Annotated in this window: 15 protein-coding genes; 5 read left to right on the plus strand and 10 right to left on the minus strand. The window is 72.2% G+C overall.

The window, feature by feature from the left end; translation table 11 throughout:
* Positions 1-112: 112 nt before the first annotated feature.
* Positions 113-367 carry a hypothetical protein gene (locus tag ACH35V_RS20565; RefSeq protein WP_395974423.1) on the plus strand — a complete coding sequence of 85 codons (255 nt, stop codon included), beginning with the start codon at positions 113-115 and terminating at the stop codon, positions 365-367.
* A 17-nt stretch (positions 368-384) separates the two neighbouring features.
* Here the strand turns inward: ACH35V_RS20565 and ACH35V_RS20570 are convergent, their stop codons facing one another.
* The 5 genes from ACH35V_RS20570 to ACH35V_RS20590 form a co-directional block, all read right to left on the minus strand.
* Positions 385-1101 (minus strand): ABC transporter permease, encoded by a 717-nt coding sequence (locus ACH35V_RS20570; RefSeq protein WP_395974424.1) that lies wholly within the window; start codon positions 1099-1101, stop codon positions 385-387.
* The gene (locus ACH35V_RS20575; RefSeq protein ID WP_395974425.1) at positions 1098-2009 is read right to left on the minus strand and encodes an ABC transporter ATP-binding protein; all 912 of its coding nucleotides are present in this window, start codon (positions 2007-2009) and stop codon (positions 1098-1100) included. The genes ACH35V_RS20570 and ACH35V_RS20575 overlap by 4 nt, the downstream gene beginning before the upstream one ends.
* Positions 2006-2884: an ABC transporter permease gene (locus ACH35V_RS20580; RefSeq protein WP_395974427.1), complete on the minus strand. Its 879-nt coding sequence runs from the start codon at positions 2882-2884 to the stop codon at positions 2006-2008. Before ACH35V_RS20580 ends, ACH35V_RS20575 begins: the two co-directional genes overlap by 4 nt.
* Positions 2881-3843 carry an ABC transporter ATP-binding protein gene (locus tag ACH35V_RS20585; RefSeq protein WP_395974429.1) on the minus strand — a complete coding sequence of 321 codons (963 nt, stop codon included), beginning with the start codon at positions 3841-3843 and terminating at the stop codon, positions 2881-2883. The genes ACH35V_RS20580 and ACH35V_RS20585 overlap by 4 nt, the downstream gene beginning before the upstream one ends.
* An 86-nt stretch (positions 3844-3929) precedes the next feature.
* On the minus strand, positions 3930-4886 hold the full coding sequence (locus tag ACH35V_RS20590) for a DUF389 domain-containing protein (protein ID WP_395974431.1): 957 nt from the start codon (positions 4884-4886) through the stop codon (positions 3930-3932).
* A gap of 104 nt (positions 4887-4990) precedes the next feature.
* Here ACH35V_RS20590 and ACH35V_RS20595 point away from each other — a divergent pair, with 104 nt between their 5' ends.
* Positions 4991-5659 carry an HNH endonuclease family protein gene (locus ACH35V_RS20595; protein WP_395974433.1) on the plus strand — a complete coding sequence of 223 codons (669 nt, stop codon included), beginning with the start codon at positions 4991-4993 and terminating at the stop codon, positions 5657-5659.
* Here ACH35V_RS20595 and glmM read toward each other — a convergent pair.
* From glmM to rplM, 3 genes are all read right to left on the minus strand, one after another.
* Positions 5656-6999, minus strand: coding sequence for a phosphoglucosamine mutase (gene glmM / locus ACH35V_RS20600; RefSeq protein WP_395974435.1), 1344 nt, complete (start codon positions 6997-6999; stop codon positions 5656-5658). The genes ACH35V_RS20595 and glmM overlap by 4 nt on opposite strands.
* Before the next feature lie 194 nt (positions 7000-7193).
* Entirely contained in the window at positions 7194-7697 is a 504-nt protein-coding gene (gene rpsI, locus ACH35V_RS20605; protein ID WP_395974437.1) for a 30S ribosomal protein S9, read from the minus strand.
* 100 nt (positions 7698-7797) lie between these two features.
* Positions 7798-8250 (minus strand): 50S ribosomal protein L13, encoded by a 453-nt coding sequence (rplM, locus tag ACH35V_RS20610; protein WP_131963127.1) that lies wholly within the window; start codon positions 8248-8250, stop codon positions 7798-7800.
* Between the two features lie 797 nt (positions 8251-9047).
* Here rplM and ACH35V_RS20615 point away from each other — a divergent pair.
* The 3 genes from ACH35V_RS20615 to ACH35V_RS20625 all read left to right on the plus strand — a co-directional run bounded on the left by ACH35V_RS20615 (position 9048) and on the right by ACH35V_RS20625 (position 12811).
* Positions 9048-9791 (plus strand): CAP domain-containing protein, encoded by a 744-nt coding sequence (locus ACH35V_RS20615; RefSeq protein WP_395974439.1) that lies wholly within the window; start codon positions 9048-9050, stop codon positions 9789-9791.
* A 119-nt stretch (positions 9792-9910) separates the two neighbouring features.
* Complete coding sequence (locus ACH35V_RS20620) at positions 9911-11065, plus strand: hypothetical protein (protein ID WP_395974441.1); 1155 nt, start codon at positions 9911-9913, stop codon at positions 11063-11065.
* Positions 11066-11089: 24 nt separating this feature from the next.
* On the plus strand, positions 11090-12811 hold the full coding sequence (locus tag ACH35V_RS20625; RefSeq protein WP_395974443.1) for a hypothetical protein: 1722 nt from the start codon (positions 11090-11092) through the stop codon (positions 12809-12811).
* A 22-nt stretch (positions 12812-12833) separates the two neighbouring features.
* Here ACH35V_RS20625 and truA read toward each other — a convergent pair whose 3' ends face one another.
* Positions 12834-13763 carry a tRNA pseudouridine(38-40) synthase TruA gene (gene truA / locus ACH35V_RS20630; protein WP_395974445.1) on the minus strand — a complete coding sequence of 310 codons (930 nt, stop codon included), beginning with the start codon at positions 13761-13763 and terminating at the stop codon, positions 12834-12836.
* 273 nt (positions 13764-14036) lie between these two features.
* Entirely contained in the window at positions 14037-14576 is a 540-nt protein-coding gene (gene rplQ / locus ACH35V_RS20635) for a 50S ribosomal protein L17 (protein ID WP_395974447.1), read from the minus strand.
* Between the last annotated feature and the right edge of the window lie 44 nt (positions 14577-14620).

Below are 14620 nucleotides of genomic sequence, written 5' to 3' on the forward strand. Positions count from 1 at the left end.
TTGTAACACGTGTCGCGTCACGCGCCGTGGCGCGGGCCGCGGCGCGGCCTGACGTAAGGATCGAGAACCGCGCAGGTTCCGGAGCCCGCAGGGCTCTCCCGAGGCGGCGGCGGTGCCGTTCGACCCGCCGCCCGCCCCGGACTCCCCCGTCGGGGACGCCTCCCCCGTCGAGGAGGCGATATCGCGGCACCGGGAGCGGATCCTCGCGATCGACGGCGTCGCGGCGCTCGACCACGCCCGCCGGGAGGACGGAACGGACGTGATCCGCGTCCACGTCACGAGCGAGCCGGTGGAGCGGAGCGTCCCCCGGGAACTGGACGGCCATCCCGTGATCACCGTCGTCACGGGCCCCTACGAGGCGCGCTGACCGGCCGGCCTCCGCGCTCAGTCGGCGCTGGCGACCGTGAGGGAGCGGAGGCGGAACGCCGCCAGGAACGCCGCCACCGCCGTGACCACGATCAGCAGCGTGATCGCCACGGTCAGGTTGACGGACGACTCGACCGGCGAGGCGCTGGTGAGCGCGTCCGTGACCGACAGGGACCACTGCTGGATGGACGCCGACTTGGCGCCCGGCGCGAAGCTGCCGAGCAGCGACTCCCACACCAGCGCGTACAGCAGGCCGATCGTGGCGGCGTTGCGGCTCGCGACGCCGAGCGCGACGAACACCGCGCTGTAGGCGACGCCGCCGACCAGGACGCCGACGGTGAACGCGGGCGTCACCTCCGCGGTCGTGCCGATCAGCACCAGCCCGGCGAGCAGCGTCGGGACGACCGCGAACACCGTCACCAGGACGATCGCGACGGCCAGCTTGGTCAGCACGATCACCTCGCGCGGGATCGGCTTCGTCAGCACGTACATGATCTGGCCGTCGTCGATCTCCGGCCCGATCACACCCGTGCCGGCGATCAGCGCGAGCAGCGGCAGCAGTGTCGCGAGGCCGAACTGCTGCAGGACGCCCGCGGACACGTCCAGGTCGTTGTTGCCGGTCGCCCGCAGGATCGCCGCCAGCACGAGCAGGATCAGCGGCAGCCCGAGCAGGAGCAGCGCACGCTTGCGGCCGAGCATCGACCGGAACGTGATCATCGCGATCGTGGAGTTCATCGGGCCACCAGGTAGGAGAAGACGCTTTCCAGGGACTCGTCCGACGGGGAGACCTCCCACAGCCGCACGTCCGCGTCCCGCGAGACCTGCGGCAGCAGCCAGGTGAAGCGCTGGAAGTCGACCGCCTCGATCTGCAGGCCCTTCTCGGTGAGCTGGACGCTGCGGGCCGAGCCGTCCGCGATGAGCGCGGCGGCGAGCCGCCGGTCGTCGGACGAGCGGACGAGGAAGATGTGCGGCCGGTCGGTCATCAGCCGCCGGATCTTGCGGAAGTCGCCGGACGCGGCGTGCCGCCCCGCGACGATCACCTCGATGTGGGTGGCGAGCCGCTCGACCTCCTCCAGGATGTGCGAGGAGAACAGGATCGTGCGGCCCTCGTCGGCCATCCGGCGGATGAGGTCCATGAGCTGGAGCCGCTGCCGCGGGTCCATGCCGTTGAACGGCTCGTCCAGCAGCAGCACGGGCGGGTCGTGCACCAGCGCGGACGCCATCTTGATGCGCTGCTTCATGCCCTTGGAGTAGTTGCCGATCTGCCGGTCGGCGGCGTAGTCCATCTCGACCAGGCCGATGGCGCGGCGCGCGGCGGCGGCCGGGTCGGGCAGCTTGTGCAGCTTCGCCATCGCGGTGATGAACTGCCCGCCGGTGAGGAAGTCGTACGCCGACTCCCGCTCCGGGACGAGGCCGAGATGGCGGTAGACGCCGGGGTTCTGCCAGAGCGGCGTCCCGTCCAGCGTGACGGACCCGGACGACGCCTGCAGGAACCCGCCCATCATGTGGATGAGCGTCGACTTGCCGGCGCCGTTCGGCCCGAGCAGCCCGGTGACGCCCGGCCCGACCTTCATCGACACGCCGTTGACGGCGACGACGTTGCCGTACCAGCGCGACACCTTGTCCAGAACCAACTCAGTCACGACAGGCCCGCCTTCCGGAACCGGCGGTAAAGGACCGCGATCGAGCCGAGGACGAGGACGGCGCACACCGCCAGCGCGACCACGCCGCCGGTGATGCCGGGCGCGATGCCGGGCGACGCGGAGTCGGCGCCGAGCAGCCGGACCTCGACGATGTCGACCAGGTTGAACGGCGCCAGCAGCCCGATCCAGCCCTGGAGGGTGAAGTTCGTCTCCGCCTCGGCGATGCCCTGGACGGCGCCCGCGACGGCGGTGGGGATCATGTAGGCGGCGATGACGGCGGCGACGCCGAAGCCGCGCCGCGGCGTGAAGGCCGCGACCACCATCCCGATCGCGGCGAGGACCAGCGCGTACAGGACGCAGCCGACGAGCCCGCCGAGGTATTCGAGGAGCTGCTCCCCCGAGTCGGGCGCCTTGGTGACCAGCCCGCCGACGTACAGGACGGTGATGGGCACCGCCAGCAGCGCGAACAGCGCGGTCACCATCGCCCCGGCCTTGGCCACGACGAAGTCGAGATGGCCGACCGGGCGGGAGAAGTACAGCGGGATGACGTGGAAGCGCACCTCCCGCGAGGCCAGCACCGGCGCCTGCGTGGCCAGGAAGATCGCCACGATGACCTGCATCAGATCCGCGTACTCGGAGTACGGGATCAGCGCGTCCTCCTCGTTGGTGAACGCGAACGCCGCGACCGACCCGGCGGCGGGCAGCAGCATGAGCGCGCCCAGCACGAACGGCATGATCTTCGCCCGCACGGGACGGCCGAGGCCGAACGCGGCGCGCAGGTTGTGGACGTACAGGGACCGCAGCACGTAGGAGCGGCCGTTGCGGCGCCCCTCGTAGTGCCGGTACCCGATGTCGTGGATCGTGCTCGTGCTCACCGGGACACCTCCTGCGGCACGGTCCCGGCGGCGGGCGGCACGCCGGGCGGCCCCGGCGGCTCGGGCCCGGTCTGGAAGACCTCTTCGATGTGGTGGCGGCGCTGCTCCATCCGGATCAGCCGCAGCCCGAGGTCGGCGACGCCGTCGCGGACCAGGTCGTAGGTCGTCTCGCCCGCGATGTCGACGACGAGGAACCGGCCCTCCGGATGGACGGTGGCGCCCTGGTCGTGCAGGCGCTGCCCGAGCTGGTCGCGTCCCTCGTCCACCTCGACGGTGAGGACGCCGCTCGCGGTCGTGTACGCCTCGACGGCCTGGGAGCGCAGCAGCTTCCCGCCGTCGATGATGACCACGTGGTCGCAGACCCGCTCCAGCTCGCCGAGCAGGTGGGACGTGACGAGGACGCTGATCCCGAACTCGGCGCCGATCCGGCGGATGAGGTCGAGCATCTCGTCGCGTCCGGCCGGGTCGAGGCCGTTGGTGGGCTCGTCCAGGAAGATCAGCTTCGGGTCGTGGACGAGGGCCTGCGCGAGCTTCACCCGCTGGCGCATCCCGGTGGAGTAGCCGCCGATGGGGCGGTAGCGCTCCTCGTACAGGCCGACGTGCCGGAGCGTGTCGGCGGCGCGTTCGCGGGCGGCGGTCGGCGGCAGCCCGCACATTCTGGCCATGTGGACGACGAACTCCGTCGCGGACACGTCCGGCGGGAGGCACTCGTACTCGGGCATGAACCCGACGCTCTCGCGGATCCGCAGACCCTCGCGGGCGATGTCGAGGCCGAGCACGGTCGCGGTGCCGGACGAGGGGGGCATCAGCCCGAGCAGGATCTTGATGAGCGTCGACTTGCCGGCGCCGTTGGCGCCGACCAGCCCGACGACGCCCGGCTCGACGGCCACGGACAGGTCGTCCAGGGCGGTCACCCGGGGGAACCTCATCGTCAGGCCCTGGGTGGCGATGATCGGCATGAATACGAACCTAGTGGCTGGCACGGCGCGTCACGTCAGCCTAAAGAGCGATGTGCCTCAGCCTTTCGGCCAGATTCCGGATCGACCTAAGTTCGCCTGCGGGCGACCCTTCTGTCCTGCCCGCGCAGGACGGCCGCCCACAGCACCCGCTGGACGAGCAGCGTCAGCGTGCCCGCGATGATCATGCCCGCGAAGTTGACGGCGAGCTGCAGCAGCGACCCGGTGATCTCGCTGCCGTGCCGCAGCGCCATCGCGACCGCGAGGTTCCCGGCGGCGGGCACGGTGGTGACGGAGATGAACACCCCGACCAGCGCCGACGACTTGCCCGCGGTGAGCGACAGCACCCCGGCGGCCCCGGCGAGCAGCGCGACGATGAACGACCAGCGGTCCGGGCTGTAGATGAACGCGGTGGCCGGGCGCTGGTCGGGCAGCCGGTCCAGCTCGATCACGCCGATCCACCGGCTGACCAGCGCGCACACGTAGGTGATGACGATCGCGACGGCGAACCCGACGGTCAGCGCCCGGACCGCGTCCACGATCCGCCGCGGCTGGAGCCGGAGGAGCCCGTAGCAGATCGCCGCGACGGCGCCGAACTCCGGCCCGAGCACCATCGCGCCGACCACCAGGATCGGCGAGTCGATCAGCGCCGCGATCCCGGCCAGCTGGGTGGCGAGCGCGAGGAACGCGACGAACGACCAGGTCAGGGCCGTCCCCTCGCTGACCGTCTGGTCGAGCTCCTCCCAGATGACGGCGTCGTCGCCGTGGCCGGGGGCGCGCTCCATCGCCTCGTCGGCCTTGTCCGAGAGCGTCAGGTCGACCTGGTCGAGCGAGATGGACCCGTCCCGGTCGACGTCGAGGCGGCGCAGCGCGTCCAGGATCTCGTTGGCGGACTCGCGGGCGATGTCGCTGGTCACCAGGTCGCCGCGCGGGGACCTGGCGGCGCCCGGGAGGACGACGACGTTGGTGGCTCCGGGGCAGTCCGCGAGCGCCTCGCAGACCGCGTCGGTCCGGTCGGACGGGACGATCGCTCTGAGATGAAGCACAGGCACATGCTGCCTTACTCGGCGCGCGGACGTGACCGGGACCGGGCCCTACGCTTTGATCGTCCAATATGGGTAAAAGTAGGTAAAACCAGGACGGTGAGGTCATGACGCGGGCGGCCGGACGGACGGCGCTGGCAGGCATCGCGCTCGCCGTCCCGCTGGCGACGGCGGCCTGCGACGCCGACGTCGGCCTCTCCGAGCCCGGCTCCCCGCCGCCGAAGGGCGCGGGCGGCGACGAGGCGCGGGCCCGCCGGGACCTGTCCGGGCTGCGGATCGCGTCCGAGCGCGACGGCGGCGGCTACGAGCGCGACAGGTTCGGCACCCGCTGGAAGGACGTCGACCGCAACGGCTGCGACCAGCGCAACGACGTCCTCGCCCGCGACCTGACGGCGGTCCAGAAGAGGGGCCGGTGCGTCGTCCTGTCCGGCCGCCTCCGCGACCCCTACACCGGCAAGGAGATCGCCTTCGCCAAGCGGGACGCCGCCGAGGTGCAGATCGACCACGTCTACCCGCTCGCGCTCGCCTGGCGGATGGGCGCGTCCCGCTGGACCGAGGACCGGCGCGAACGGTTCGCCAACGACCACGGCAACCTGCTGGCCGTGTGGGGCGTGCCCAACCAGCAGAAGAGCGACTCCGGCCCCGGCGAGTGGAAGCCCCAGAAGGCGTTCCAGTGCACCTACGGCGTCACCTACATCGCCGTCGCGAAGAAGTACTCACTCCCCATAACCCGCGCCGACCACGACGCCCTCCAGACCTTCCTCGGAAGGTGCTAGGCCAGGGCGGTCTTCACGACGCCCGCCAAATGCTCGGCGACCGACTGGGCCTGCGACTCCGACGCCGCCTCGACCATCACGCGGACCATCGGCTCGGTGCCGCTCGGCCGGATCAGGACGCGTCCCGTCTCGCCGAGGTCGGCCTCGGCGGCGGACACGGCCGCGGCCAGCTCGGGTGACGTCTTCGCTTGGTTCTTGTCGACGTCCCTGACGTTGATGAGCACCTGCGGCAGCCGCGTCATCACCTTCGTCAGCTCGTCCAGGGGACGGCCGCGGCGGATCATCGCGGCGAGCAGGTGCAGGCCCGTCAGGACGCCGTCGCCGGTCGTCGCGTGGTCCAGCATGATCACGTGGCCGGACTGCTCGCCGCCGAAGCCGAACCCGCCCTCCTTCATCGCCTCCAGGACGTACCGGTCGCCGACCGCCGTCTCCACCACGGTGATCCCGGCCTCGCGCATCGCGAGCTTGAACCCGAGGTTCGACATCACGGTCGCGACGACGGTGTCGGCGGCCAGCGCGCCCGCCTCCCGCAGGTCAAGCGCCAGGATCGCCATGATCTGGTCGCCGTCCACGATCTCGCCGGACGCGGTCACGGCGAGGCACCGGTCGGCGTCGCCGTCGTTGGCGATGCCCGCGTCCGCGCCGTGCTCCCGGACGGCCTGCTGCAGCGCCTCCAGATGCGTGGAACCGCAGCCCGAGTTGATGTTCAGCCCGTCCGGGGCCGTGCCGATCGTGATCACCTCGGCGCCCGCGCGGCGCAGCGCCTCGGGCGCCACGTCGCTGGACGCGCCGTTCGCGCAGTCGATCACGACGCGCAGGCCGTCCAGCGACACCGGGACGGTCGACAGCAGGTGCGCGACGTACTGCTCGACCGCGCCATGCGCCTCGCGGACGCGCCCGACTCCGGCGCCGGTCGGCGGGTCCCACACCTCGCCGAGCCGCGCCTCGATGCGGTCCTCGAGCTCGTCGGGGAGCTTGTGGCCGCTGCGGTCGAAGAACTTGATCCCGTTGTCGGGGGCCGGGTTGTGCGACGCCGACAGCATCACGCCGAGGTCGGCGTCCAGCTGGTGCGTCAGATGCGCGACGGCGGGCGTCGGCAGGACGCCGAGGCGCAGCACGTCCACCCCGGAACTCGCGAGGCCCGCCACCACGGCCGCCTCCAGGAACTCGCCGGACGCCCGCGGATCGCGCCCGACCACCGCCAGCGGCCGGTGCCCCTTGAACGCGCCCTGCTCGCCCAGCACCCGCGCCGCCGCGACGGACAGGTCCATGACGAGCGGGGCGGTCAGGTCGCGGTTGGCGAGCCCTCGCACGCCATCAGTCCCGAAAAGACGAGCCACAGTTCAACTCCCGATATGACGAAAGACCGCGCGGACGGGAGCCTGGGGGTCGCGCCCGGCCCGCTCCGCGCGTCAAATCTAGTGGGCACCGGGCACGGAGTGGTGCGGACGCGGGCGAGCCGCCGCACCCGTCGCGCCCGGCCATGCGGGCCGGGCGCGGGAAAGCCACGGGGTGCGACGGCTCGTTCCGTCGATCAGCGCTTGCTGTACTGCGGGGCCTTGCGGGCCTTCTTGAGACCGGCCTTCTTGCGCTCCGGCACCCGCGCGTCGCGGGTGAGGAAGCCGGCCTTCTTCAGCGCCGGGCGGTGCTCGATGTTGCCGAACTGCAGCGCGCGGGAGATGCCGAGGCGCAGCGCGCCGGCCTGCCCGGTGGTGCCGCCGCCGTTCACGCGCGCGAGCACGTCGAACTGGCCCTCAAGGCCCAGCAGCACGAACGGCTCGTTCACGATCTGCTGGTGGACCTTGTTCGGGAAGTACTGGTCCAGGGTGCGGCCGTTGATCTTCCACTGGCCGCTGCCGGGGACGATGCGGACCCGCGCGATGGCCTGCTTGCGGCGGCCGGTGCCGGCCGCGGGGCCCGTCGCGATGGGCTGGCCGAGCAGGCCCTCGCCCGCGGCCTCGGGGGTCTCGGTGGTGTACTCGGACGGCGCGTCCTCGAACGACTCGGCCTCGACGGCCGGCTCGGTGGTCTCGTCCACGGTTCTCCTCGGTGTTCTAGCCAGGGCGGCTGGCCCGTCTCACGGGTGCCCCGGCGGCCGCTATTTCGGGGTGCGCACGCCGCGTCGGCGTGCGCGGGCGTCACTTCTTGATCTGGCTGATCTGGGTGATCTCGAACGGGACCGGCTTCTGCGCCTGGTGCGGGTGGTCCGGCCCGGCGTAGACCTTCACCTTGCCGAACATCTTCCGGCCGAGGGAGTTCTTGGGCAGCATGCCCTTGATCGCCTTCTCGACGGCCCGCTCGGGGTGCTTGGCCAGCAGGTCGGCGTAGGTCACCGAGCGGAGGCCGCCCGGGTAGCCGGAGTGCCGGTAGGCGCGCTTCTGCTCCAGCTTGTTGCCGGACAGCGCCACCTTCTCGGCGTTCACGATGACGACGAAGTCACCGGTGTCGAGATGCGGGGCGAAGATCGGCTTGTGCTTACCCCGGAGCAGCTGCGCGACCTGACTGGCGAGACGGCCAAGCACGACATCGGTCGCGTCGATGACGTACCACTGACGCTGGACGTCAGCGGGCTTAGGGGTGTACGTGCGCACGGTCGTAGGCCTTCGTTTCTCGTCGACTTACAGGCGGTTTCGATCCTCGCCCGCCCTCACGGGCGAGCGCCGTCAGCGGAAATCCTGCTCGCGCCGATCAGAGGATCGTCCGACCTGGCGCTCCGGGATGCCGGGGCCCGGACCGGCGCCCGCGTCGCCTGACGCGAACACTCCTGGGGCACACCGAACACGTCGTCGCGTCGTCTCCAGCCCGCCGTCGGCGGGCACGACGCACACAACAAACAGGCAGGATACTCGGCCGCGCACCCAAGGGTCAAAACGGCCCGCGCCCGGCGGCCTCGCGGCGGTTCCGCGGCCGTCGCGCGGCCCCGTCCGATCGGCCCGGAACGGAACGGTCAGCGGCGGACGAGTTACGCCTAGTAGTTGTATTGATCTTTTTTGGGCGATCTTGGTAACAGGGGGTGAATACCGGGATATTGTGCCGGGCGACCGGTCCACGCCGGCATGAGCCGGCCCGCACCCGGGAGCCCCCGCTGTCCACTCCCCGCAGACCAGGCGATCCCGCCGGACGCCGCCAGCCCGGGTACATCGGGCAGCCCGGCGCCGCATCCCCTGACGCCTCCCGCCACCGCACGCCCCCTTACCGTGACGAACTCGTGGCCAGGGGCCCTCGGCGCGACGCGTCCCGCACAGGGCCGCCGTCCGGCCGTCGCACACCGCATGACGACCGCCGGAAGCCGCAGAGCGGCGGCCGGCACTCGCAAGGCCGCCCGCCCCAGGGCGGCGGTCGCCGACCTCAAGGCAAGGGAGGCGGGCGGACGCGGCGCAGCATCATCGTGGCCGTCACCGCGTCCGCCCTCGCCATCGGCGTCGGCGTCGGGATCGACCGGCTGCTGCTGCCGGAACTGCGCTCGGAGCCGACCACCGCGGCCGGGCCCGAGGCGCGAACCCCCGACATCGTCGAACCAGGGCCGCAGAGCGACCCGTCGACCGGGTCCGGGCCCGGGACGGGCACCGCGGGCGGCGGCAAGGCGCCCACGGGCGGCGCCCCCGCCCCGAACGCGGCCGTGCCGACCCCGCCGCTGAAGACGATGCGCGCGCCCGGCGGCGCGCCGGACGTGCCGTCCGAGCCCGGCGCGCCGTCCGAGACCGGCAGGGCGCCGGGCGAGGGCGCCCGCTCGCCCGGAGGCTCGGCGGGGTCGTCCGGCACGGAGGCGGCCGTGGTGTCGCTCACCAACGCCGAGCGCGCCAAGGCGGGCTGCAGGCCGCTGCACGTCGACCAGCGGCTCGTCACCGCGGCCCGCAGACACTCCGCCGACATGGCGGCCAACGGCTACTTCGACCACACGTCGCGCAACGGCGACAGCCCGTGGAAGCGGATGGAGGACGCCGGCTACCCCAGCCCCGGCGCGGAGAACATCGCGAAGGGCTACTCGACCGCCGCGGCCGTGATGAAGGGATGGATGGACAGCCCGGGACACCGCGCCAACATCCTGAACTGCGACCTGCGCGCCATCGGCGTCGGCAAGGCCTCCGGATCCGGCGGACCGCTGTGGACACAGGACTTCGGCTGGAAATGATCATGATGTGCTCGCGGCTCCCGACCTTCGCGAAATCACCGGCGTCCGGTTCGCCCCCATGTCATGGTGGGTGTCGCGAAGGTCCAGAGCCCTGAACGAGGAACGGTAAGGTCCAAGCCATGGGTTATCCGGGCGATCAAGGCAAGCCCGGCGGCTGGTCCCCTCATCATCAGCCGCCGCACGCGCCGTACGGACCCGGAGCCGAAGCGCCGCCGTACGGCCACGACAACGACGAAGCCCCCTTCGCACCGCGCGAGGAGGGGCCAGGTGCGATGCCGTTCGGCAACGAGCCTTTCGGTAACGAATCCTTCGGCAACCAGTCCTACGGCAACGAGTCCTTCAGCAACGAGCCGTACGGGAACGAGCAGGTCGGCGGCGAGCCGTACGGCGGGGCGGCGGATCAGACCGCCGCGTGGGCCGACGAGCCCGCCGCCGGGAACGCGCCCCCCTCCTTCCCGCCGGACCAGTCCTACGGGGCCTACGAGGGCATGCCGCCAGGGCCGTCCGGCGGCGGTCCCTCCCGTGGCGGGCCGACCCCGCCCGAGCGGCGCCGCGGCCTGCCGCTCGTCATCGGCGGCGCGGCGGTCGCCGGGCTCCTGCTCATCGGCGGCGGCGTCGCGCTGTCGTCGGCGCTGAAGGACGACTCCGAACCGGCGTCGCCCAAGGCCGCCGAGTCCAAGCAGCCGCAGGGCACCCCGAGCCCGCCGCAGCCCGTCCTGGCGCCGGTGAAGCTGCAGAGCCGCACGACCGACCCGAAGCCGCTGACGCTCAAGGAGGTCTTCGGCAACGGGAAGTTCAAGGCGGGCAAGTACCGCTACGTCCGGACGGCCGCGGCGTCGACGAAGAACTGCACCGGGGTCGCGGGCGGCGTCAAGCTGGACAAGGTCCTCAAGAAGGGCGGCTGCACGCAGGCGCTCCGGGCCACGTACGCGCTCTCCACCGGCTCCCTCATCGGCACCGTCGGTGTGTTCAACCTCGAGGACCAGGCCGCGGCCGAGCAGGCCGTCAAGGCCGCCGCCGCCAAGGACGCCTTCCTGCTGGCGCTGCCCGGCACGGGCGTCTCCAAGACCAACGGCAAGGGCGAGGCGCTCGGCACCTCCCAGGCGCGCGGCCACTACCTGGTCATGACATGGGTGCAGCGGCCGGACGGCAAGAAGATCGCGAGCAAGTACCATGCGGCCGTCCGTGTCTTCGGTACGCAGATGGTGAAGGGCAGCAACCTGGCCCTCGCCCTGCACTACAGAGAAACCGAAGGCAAACCCCTCCAAAAGTGACCCGTTTGAATACCCTCTCTGCCTATGTCTGGACCTAGAGACACCCGGGAGTCCGCCGAGCAGGCGGGGACGTCCGACGTCCCCGCCGACTCGGTGCCGCCCAGCTTCGGCGGCGCGGTCCCCCCGGCCGCCGGGCCGCCCCCCGCCGACGCGCCCTCCGCCGAAGCGGCCCCCTCCGACGCCTCGATCGCGGAGGACGCGAGCGCGGAGGACGCGCCGCGCGGCTCCATCAGGCCGCCCGCGTTCGGCCTGGAGGCCCCCTGGTGGGCCGCCGAGTCCGCCGACACGGCCCCGCCCGCCGAGGCCGAGGACACGCCCGCCGAAGACGTCCCCGCCACAGCGGGCGGACGAGCCGCAATGGAAACACCGGCGGACGAGCCCGAGCGCGAGGCCGAGGCCGAGGCCGCGTCCGAGGAGATCGTCTTCGGCGCTGTGCCCGCCGAGGAACGTCCGGCCGGATCTGAGATCACCGACGTCCCGCCCGGGACGCTCGTCGCCGGAGTCGGCGTCCCCAGCGTCGACTCCCGCCGCGCCGTGCCCGCCGCGCCGATCGTGAAGCGTCCGCCCGCCGGCGGCGACACCGATCCCGACGGCTTCCCGCCCGTCCGTCCAGAGGACGCGCCCGTCCGTGCGGACGCGCCAGCGCGTCCGGCGGACGATGCCGCACCGGAGGAGACCGTTGTGAACGCTCCCGTAGAACAGCAACCCGCCCAGGAAACCGGCACGGACCCGCTCGCGCCGCGCGAGGCGGACCCCGCGTTCGAGAAGGCCAAGCAGGCCGAGAACGCGTCGTCCGCGTCGCTGGCGCCGGTTCTCGTGCCGGACGCGATCCTGCCGCCCGGCGTCGAGCCGCCCACCGGCAGCGGACCGTTCCCGCAGCAGACCGAGGCCGCCGGGAACACCGGGAACGCCCCGGACGCCGCGGCGACCGCCGAGCAGGCCCAGGTGATCACGCCGGTCTACCACGCCGAGGGCGGCGCCCCGATCGACACCCCACCGCCGCCCGGACGCCCCTCACATCGCGGCGGAGGCGGCGGAAGCAGGCGCAGGCCGCTGCTGATCGGCGGCGGCGCGGCGGCCGTCCTCGCCGTCACCGCCGGTCTGTTCGTCATCGGCGGGACGGGCTCCAGCGGCGACGAGGGCAAGGGCGGCCAGGCCGTCGAGTCTCCCGCCGCGACGTCCACGCCGGCCGGCACCCCGCCGGGCACCGCCGTCCCGTCCACGCCCGTGGACATCACGAACGAGAAGAGCGACACCAAGGACCTGGCGTTCCGCGACGTGTTCCCCACCGAGGTCATCAAGCTCGGCGGGCGGACCTACACCCGCGAGCGCTGGTCCCTGAACCGCGAGCCGTCGTACGCGGCCAGGGGCGCGATGCTCGCGGCGCTGGAGCGCGAGCGGTGCCGCAAGATCGTCCGCGCGACGTACATCGACCGGGGGAGCTCGCTCGCCGTCACGTCCGGCATCGCGGTGATGCCGACGAACGCGGCCGCGCTCGCGATCAGCAAGGCCGGGAACCCCGCCAAGTACGAGTGGTTCCGCGGCATGGGCGGCAAGAACGCGCCCGGCCTGGACCGTGCGGGCGGATACGCCGCCGTGACCGTCCGCGGACGGTACGTCGCCTACGCCTACGTCCAGTGGGCGAACGGCAAGAAGGCCGAGCCCGGCGACCAGACGATCAGGCAGGCCGCCCAGCAGTTCCTGGACTACGACCTCCGCCCGATCGTGGCCCGCGCCGGAAGCTGACCCAGGCCCGCGTCCGCCTCCGCTAGGACGTTCCCCGTTCGGACGAGGCGTCGGAGCCTTCTCCAGCCGCCGCTGCCGCCTCCGCCGCTGCCGCCTCCGCCGCTGCGGCTTCCGCGGCCGCGGCGGCGTTGAGCGTCCGGACGCGGCGCGTCTCCTGAGCGCGCTTGGCCATGCTGTCGTCCTCCGGGTAACGGATCTCCTCAAGCGACAGCCCGTGCGCGGGCGCCACGTTCACACCGGAGTCACGGACGCGCGCCGCGAGCACCTCGGCGGGCCACTCCACCTCGCGCCGCCCGTCCCCGACCATCAGCAGCGCCCCGACCAGCGCGCGGACCATCGAATGGCAGAACGCGTCCGCCTCCACGGTCGCGAGCGCCAGATGCGGGTCGCGGTCGTCGCGGGCCCACTCGTAGCGCAGCAGCTCCCGGATGGTCGTCGCACCCTCCCGCCTTCGGCAGTAGGCGGCAAAGTCCTGCTCGCCCAGCAACCGCCGCGCGGCATCATTCATGCGGGCCAGGTTCAGCGGACGCGGATGCCAGAGCACGTCGTGGCGGCGCAGCGGCTCCACCCCGACGGGGTTGTCGCACACCCGGTACACGTAACGGCGGGACAGGGCGGAGAACCGTGCGTCGAACCCCTCCGGGGCGATGGACACGCGCCACACCCGCACGTCGGGCGGCAGCAGCCCGGCGAGCCGCCGCGGCATCGTCCCGTTGATCGCCGAGTACGCGGCGACGGGCACCACCAGGTGCGCCACCTGGCCCCGGGCGTGGACGCCGGCGTCCGTGCGGCCGGCGACGGTGAGCATGGGCGGCGGGTCCAGGCGCAGCATGCGGGCCAGCGCGTCCTCGATGACGCCCTGGACGGTCCGCTGGTTCGGCTGCCTCGCCCAGCCCGCGAAGTCCGACCCGTCATAGGAGATATCGAGCCGGAGTCGTACCAAAGCGGTCATGTCAGCTGAGCTGTCCTTCTCTGTCACTCCCCGTCCGTTCTCCCGATGAGCCGCCCCGCCCTACGGGAACCCCCCTGACACGCTCCCCTGCGAATGCTCGCCCGCCTGCCATGACCATGCGATCAAGTCTGGCAAAGAAGAGGGCCCGCCGTCCTGTACCGGACGGCGGACCCAAACCATCATGTCGGCCTAGACCATTAATGGATTAGCCAAGGGGTCAGATCATCCCCGTGCACGGGGGTGCAAGACCGACGGTCTGTAGCTAGCTAGACGCTACTCGTCCTTCTTCGCTTCGGCGTCGGCCCCGGTGTCGCCGGCCTCCGCCTCCTCGGACTCGGTGTCCTCGGCCTTGCTGAGGGTCACCTCGTCCTCGGCGGGAAGGTCGACGTCCTCGCTCGCCTTCGCGGGCGCGGCCTTGGTCGTGGACGCGGCCTTGGAGGTCGTGACGGACGGCATCTGCTCCTGGACCAGCTCGATCACGGCCATCGGAGCGTTGTCGCCCTTGCGAGGGCCGATCTTCGTGATCCGGGTGTAGCCGCCGGGCCGGTTCTCGAAGCGCGGCGCGATCTCGGTGAAGAGCTCGTGCACGACGCCCTTGTCGCGGATCGTCCGGGCCACCAGGCGGCGGTTGTGCAGGTCGCCTCGCTTGGCCTTGGTGATGAGCTTCTCGGCCAGCGGACGCACCCGGCGGGCCTTGGCCTCGGTCGTGGTGATGCGGCCGTGCTCGAACAGCGCCGTGGCCAGGTTCGCCAGGATGAGGCGCTGGTGGGCGGGGCTGCCGCCGAAGCGGGCGCCCTTGGTGGGCTTGGGCATTGGTCTTCCTTCCTGCACCGGCCGTGTCAGGTACCGGTGTCAGC

The organism is Actinomadura sp. 1N219, from assembly GCF_044326405.1.
In the GTDB taxonomy this organism is placed as follows: domain Bacteria; phylum Actinomycetota; class Actinomycetes; order Streptosporangiales; family Streptosporangiaceae; genus Spirillospora.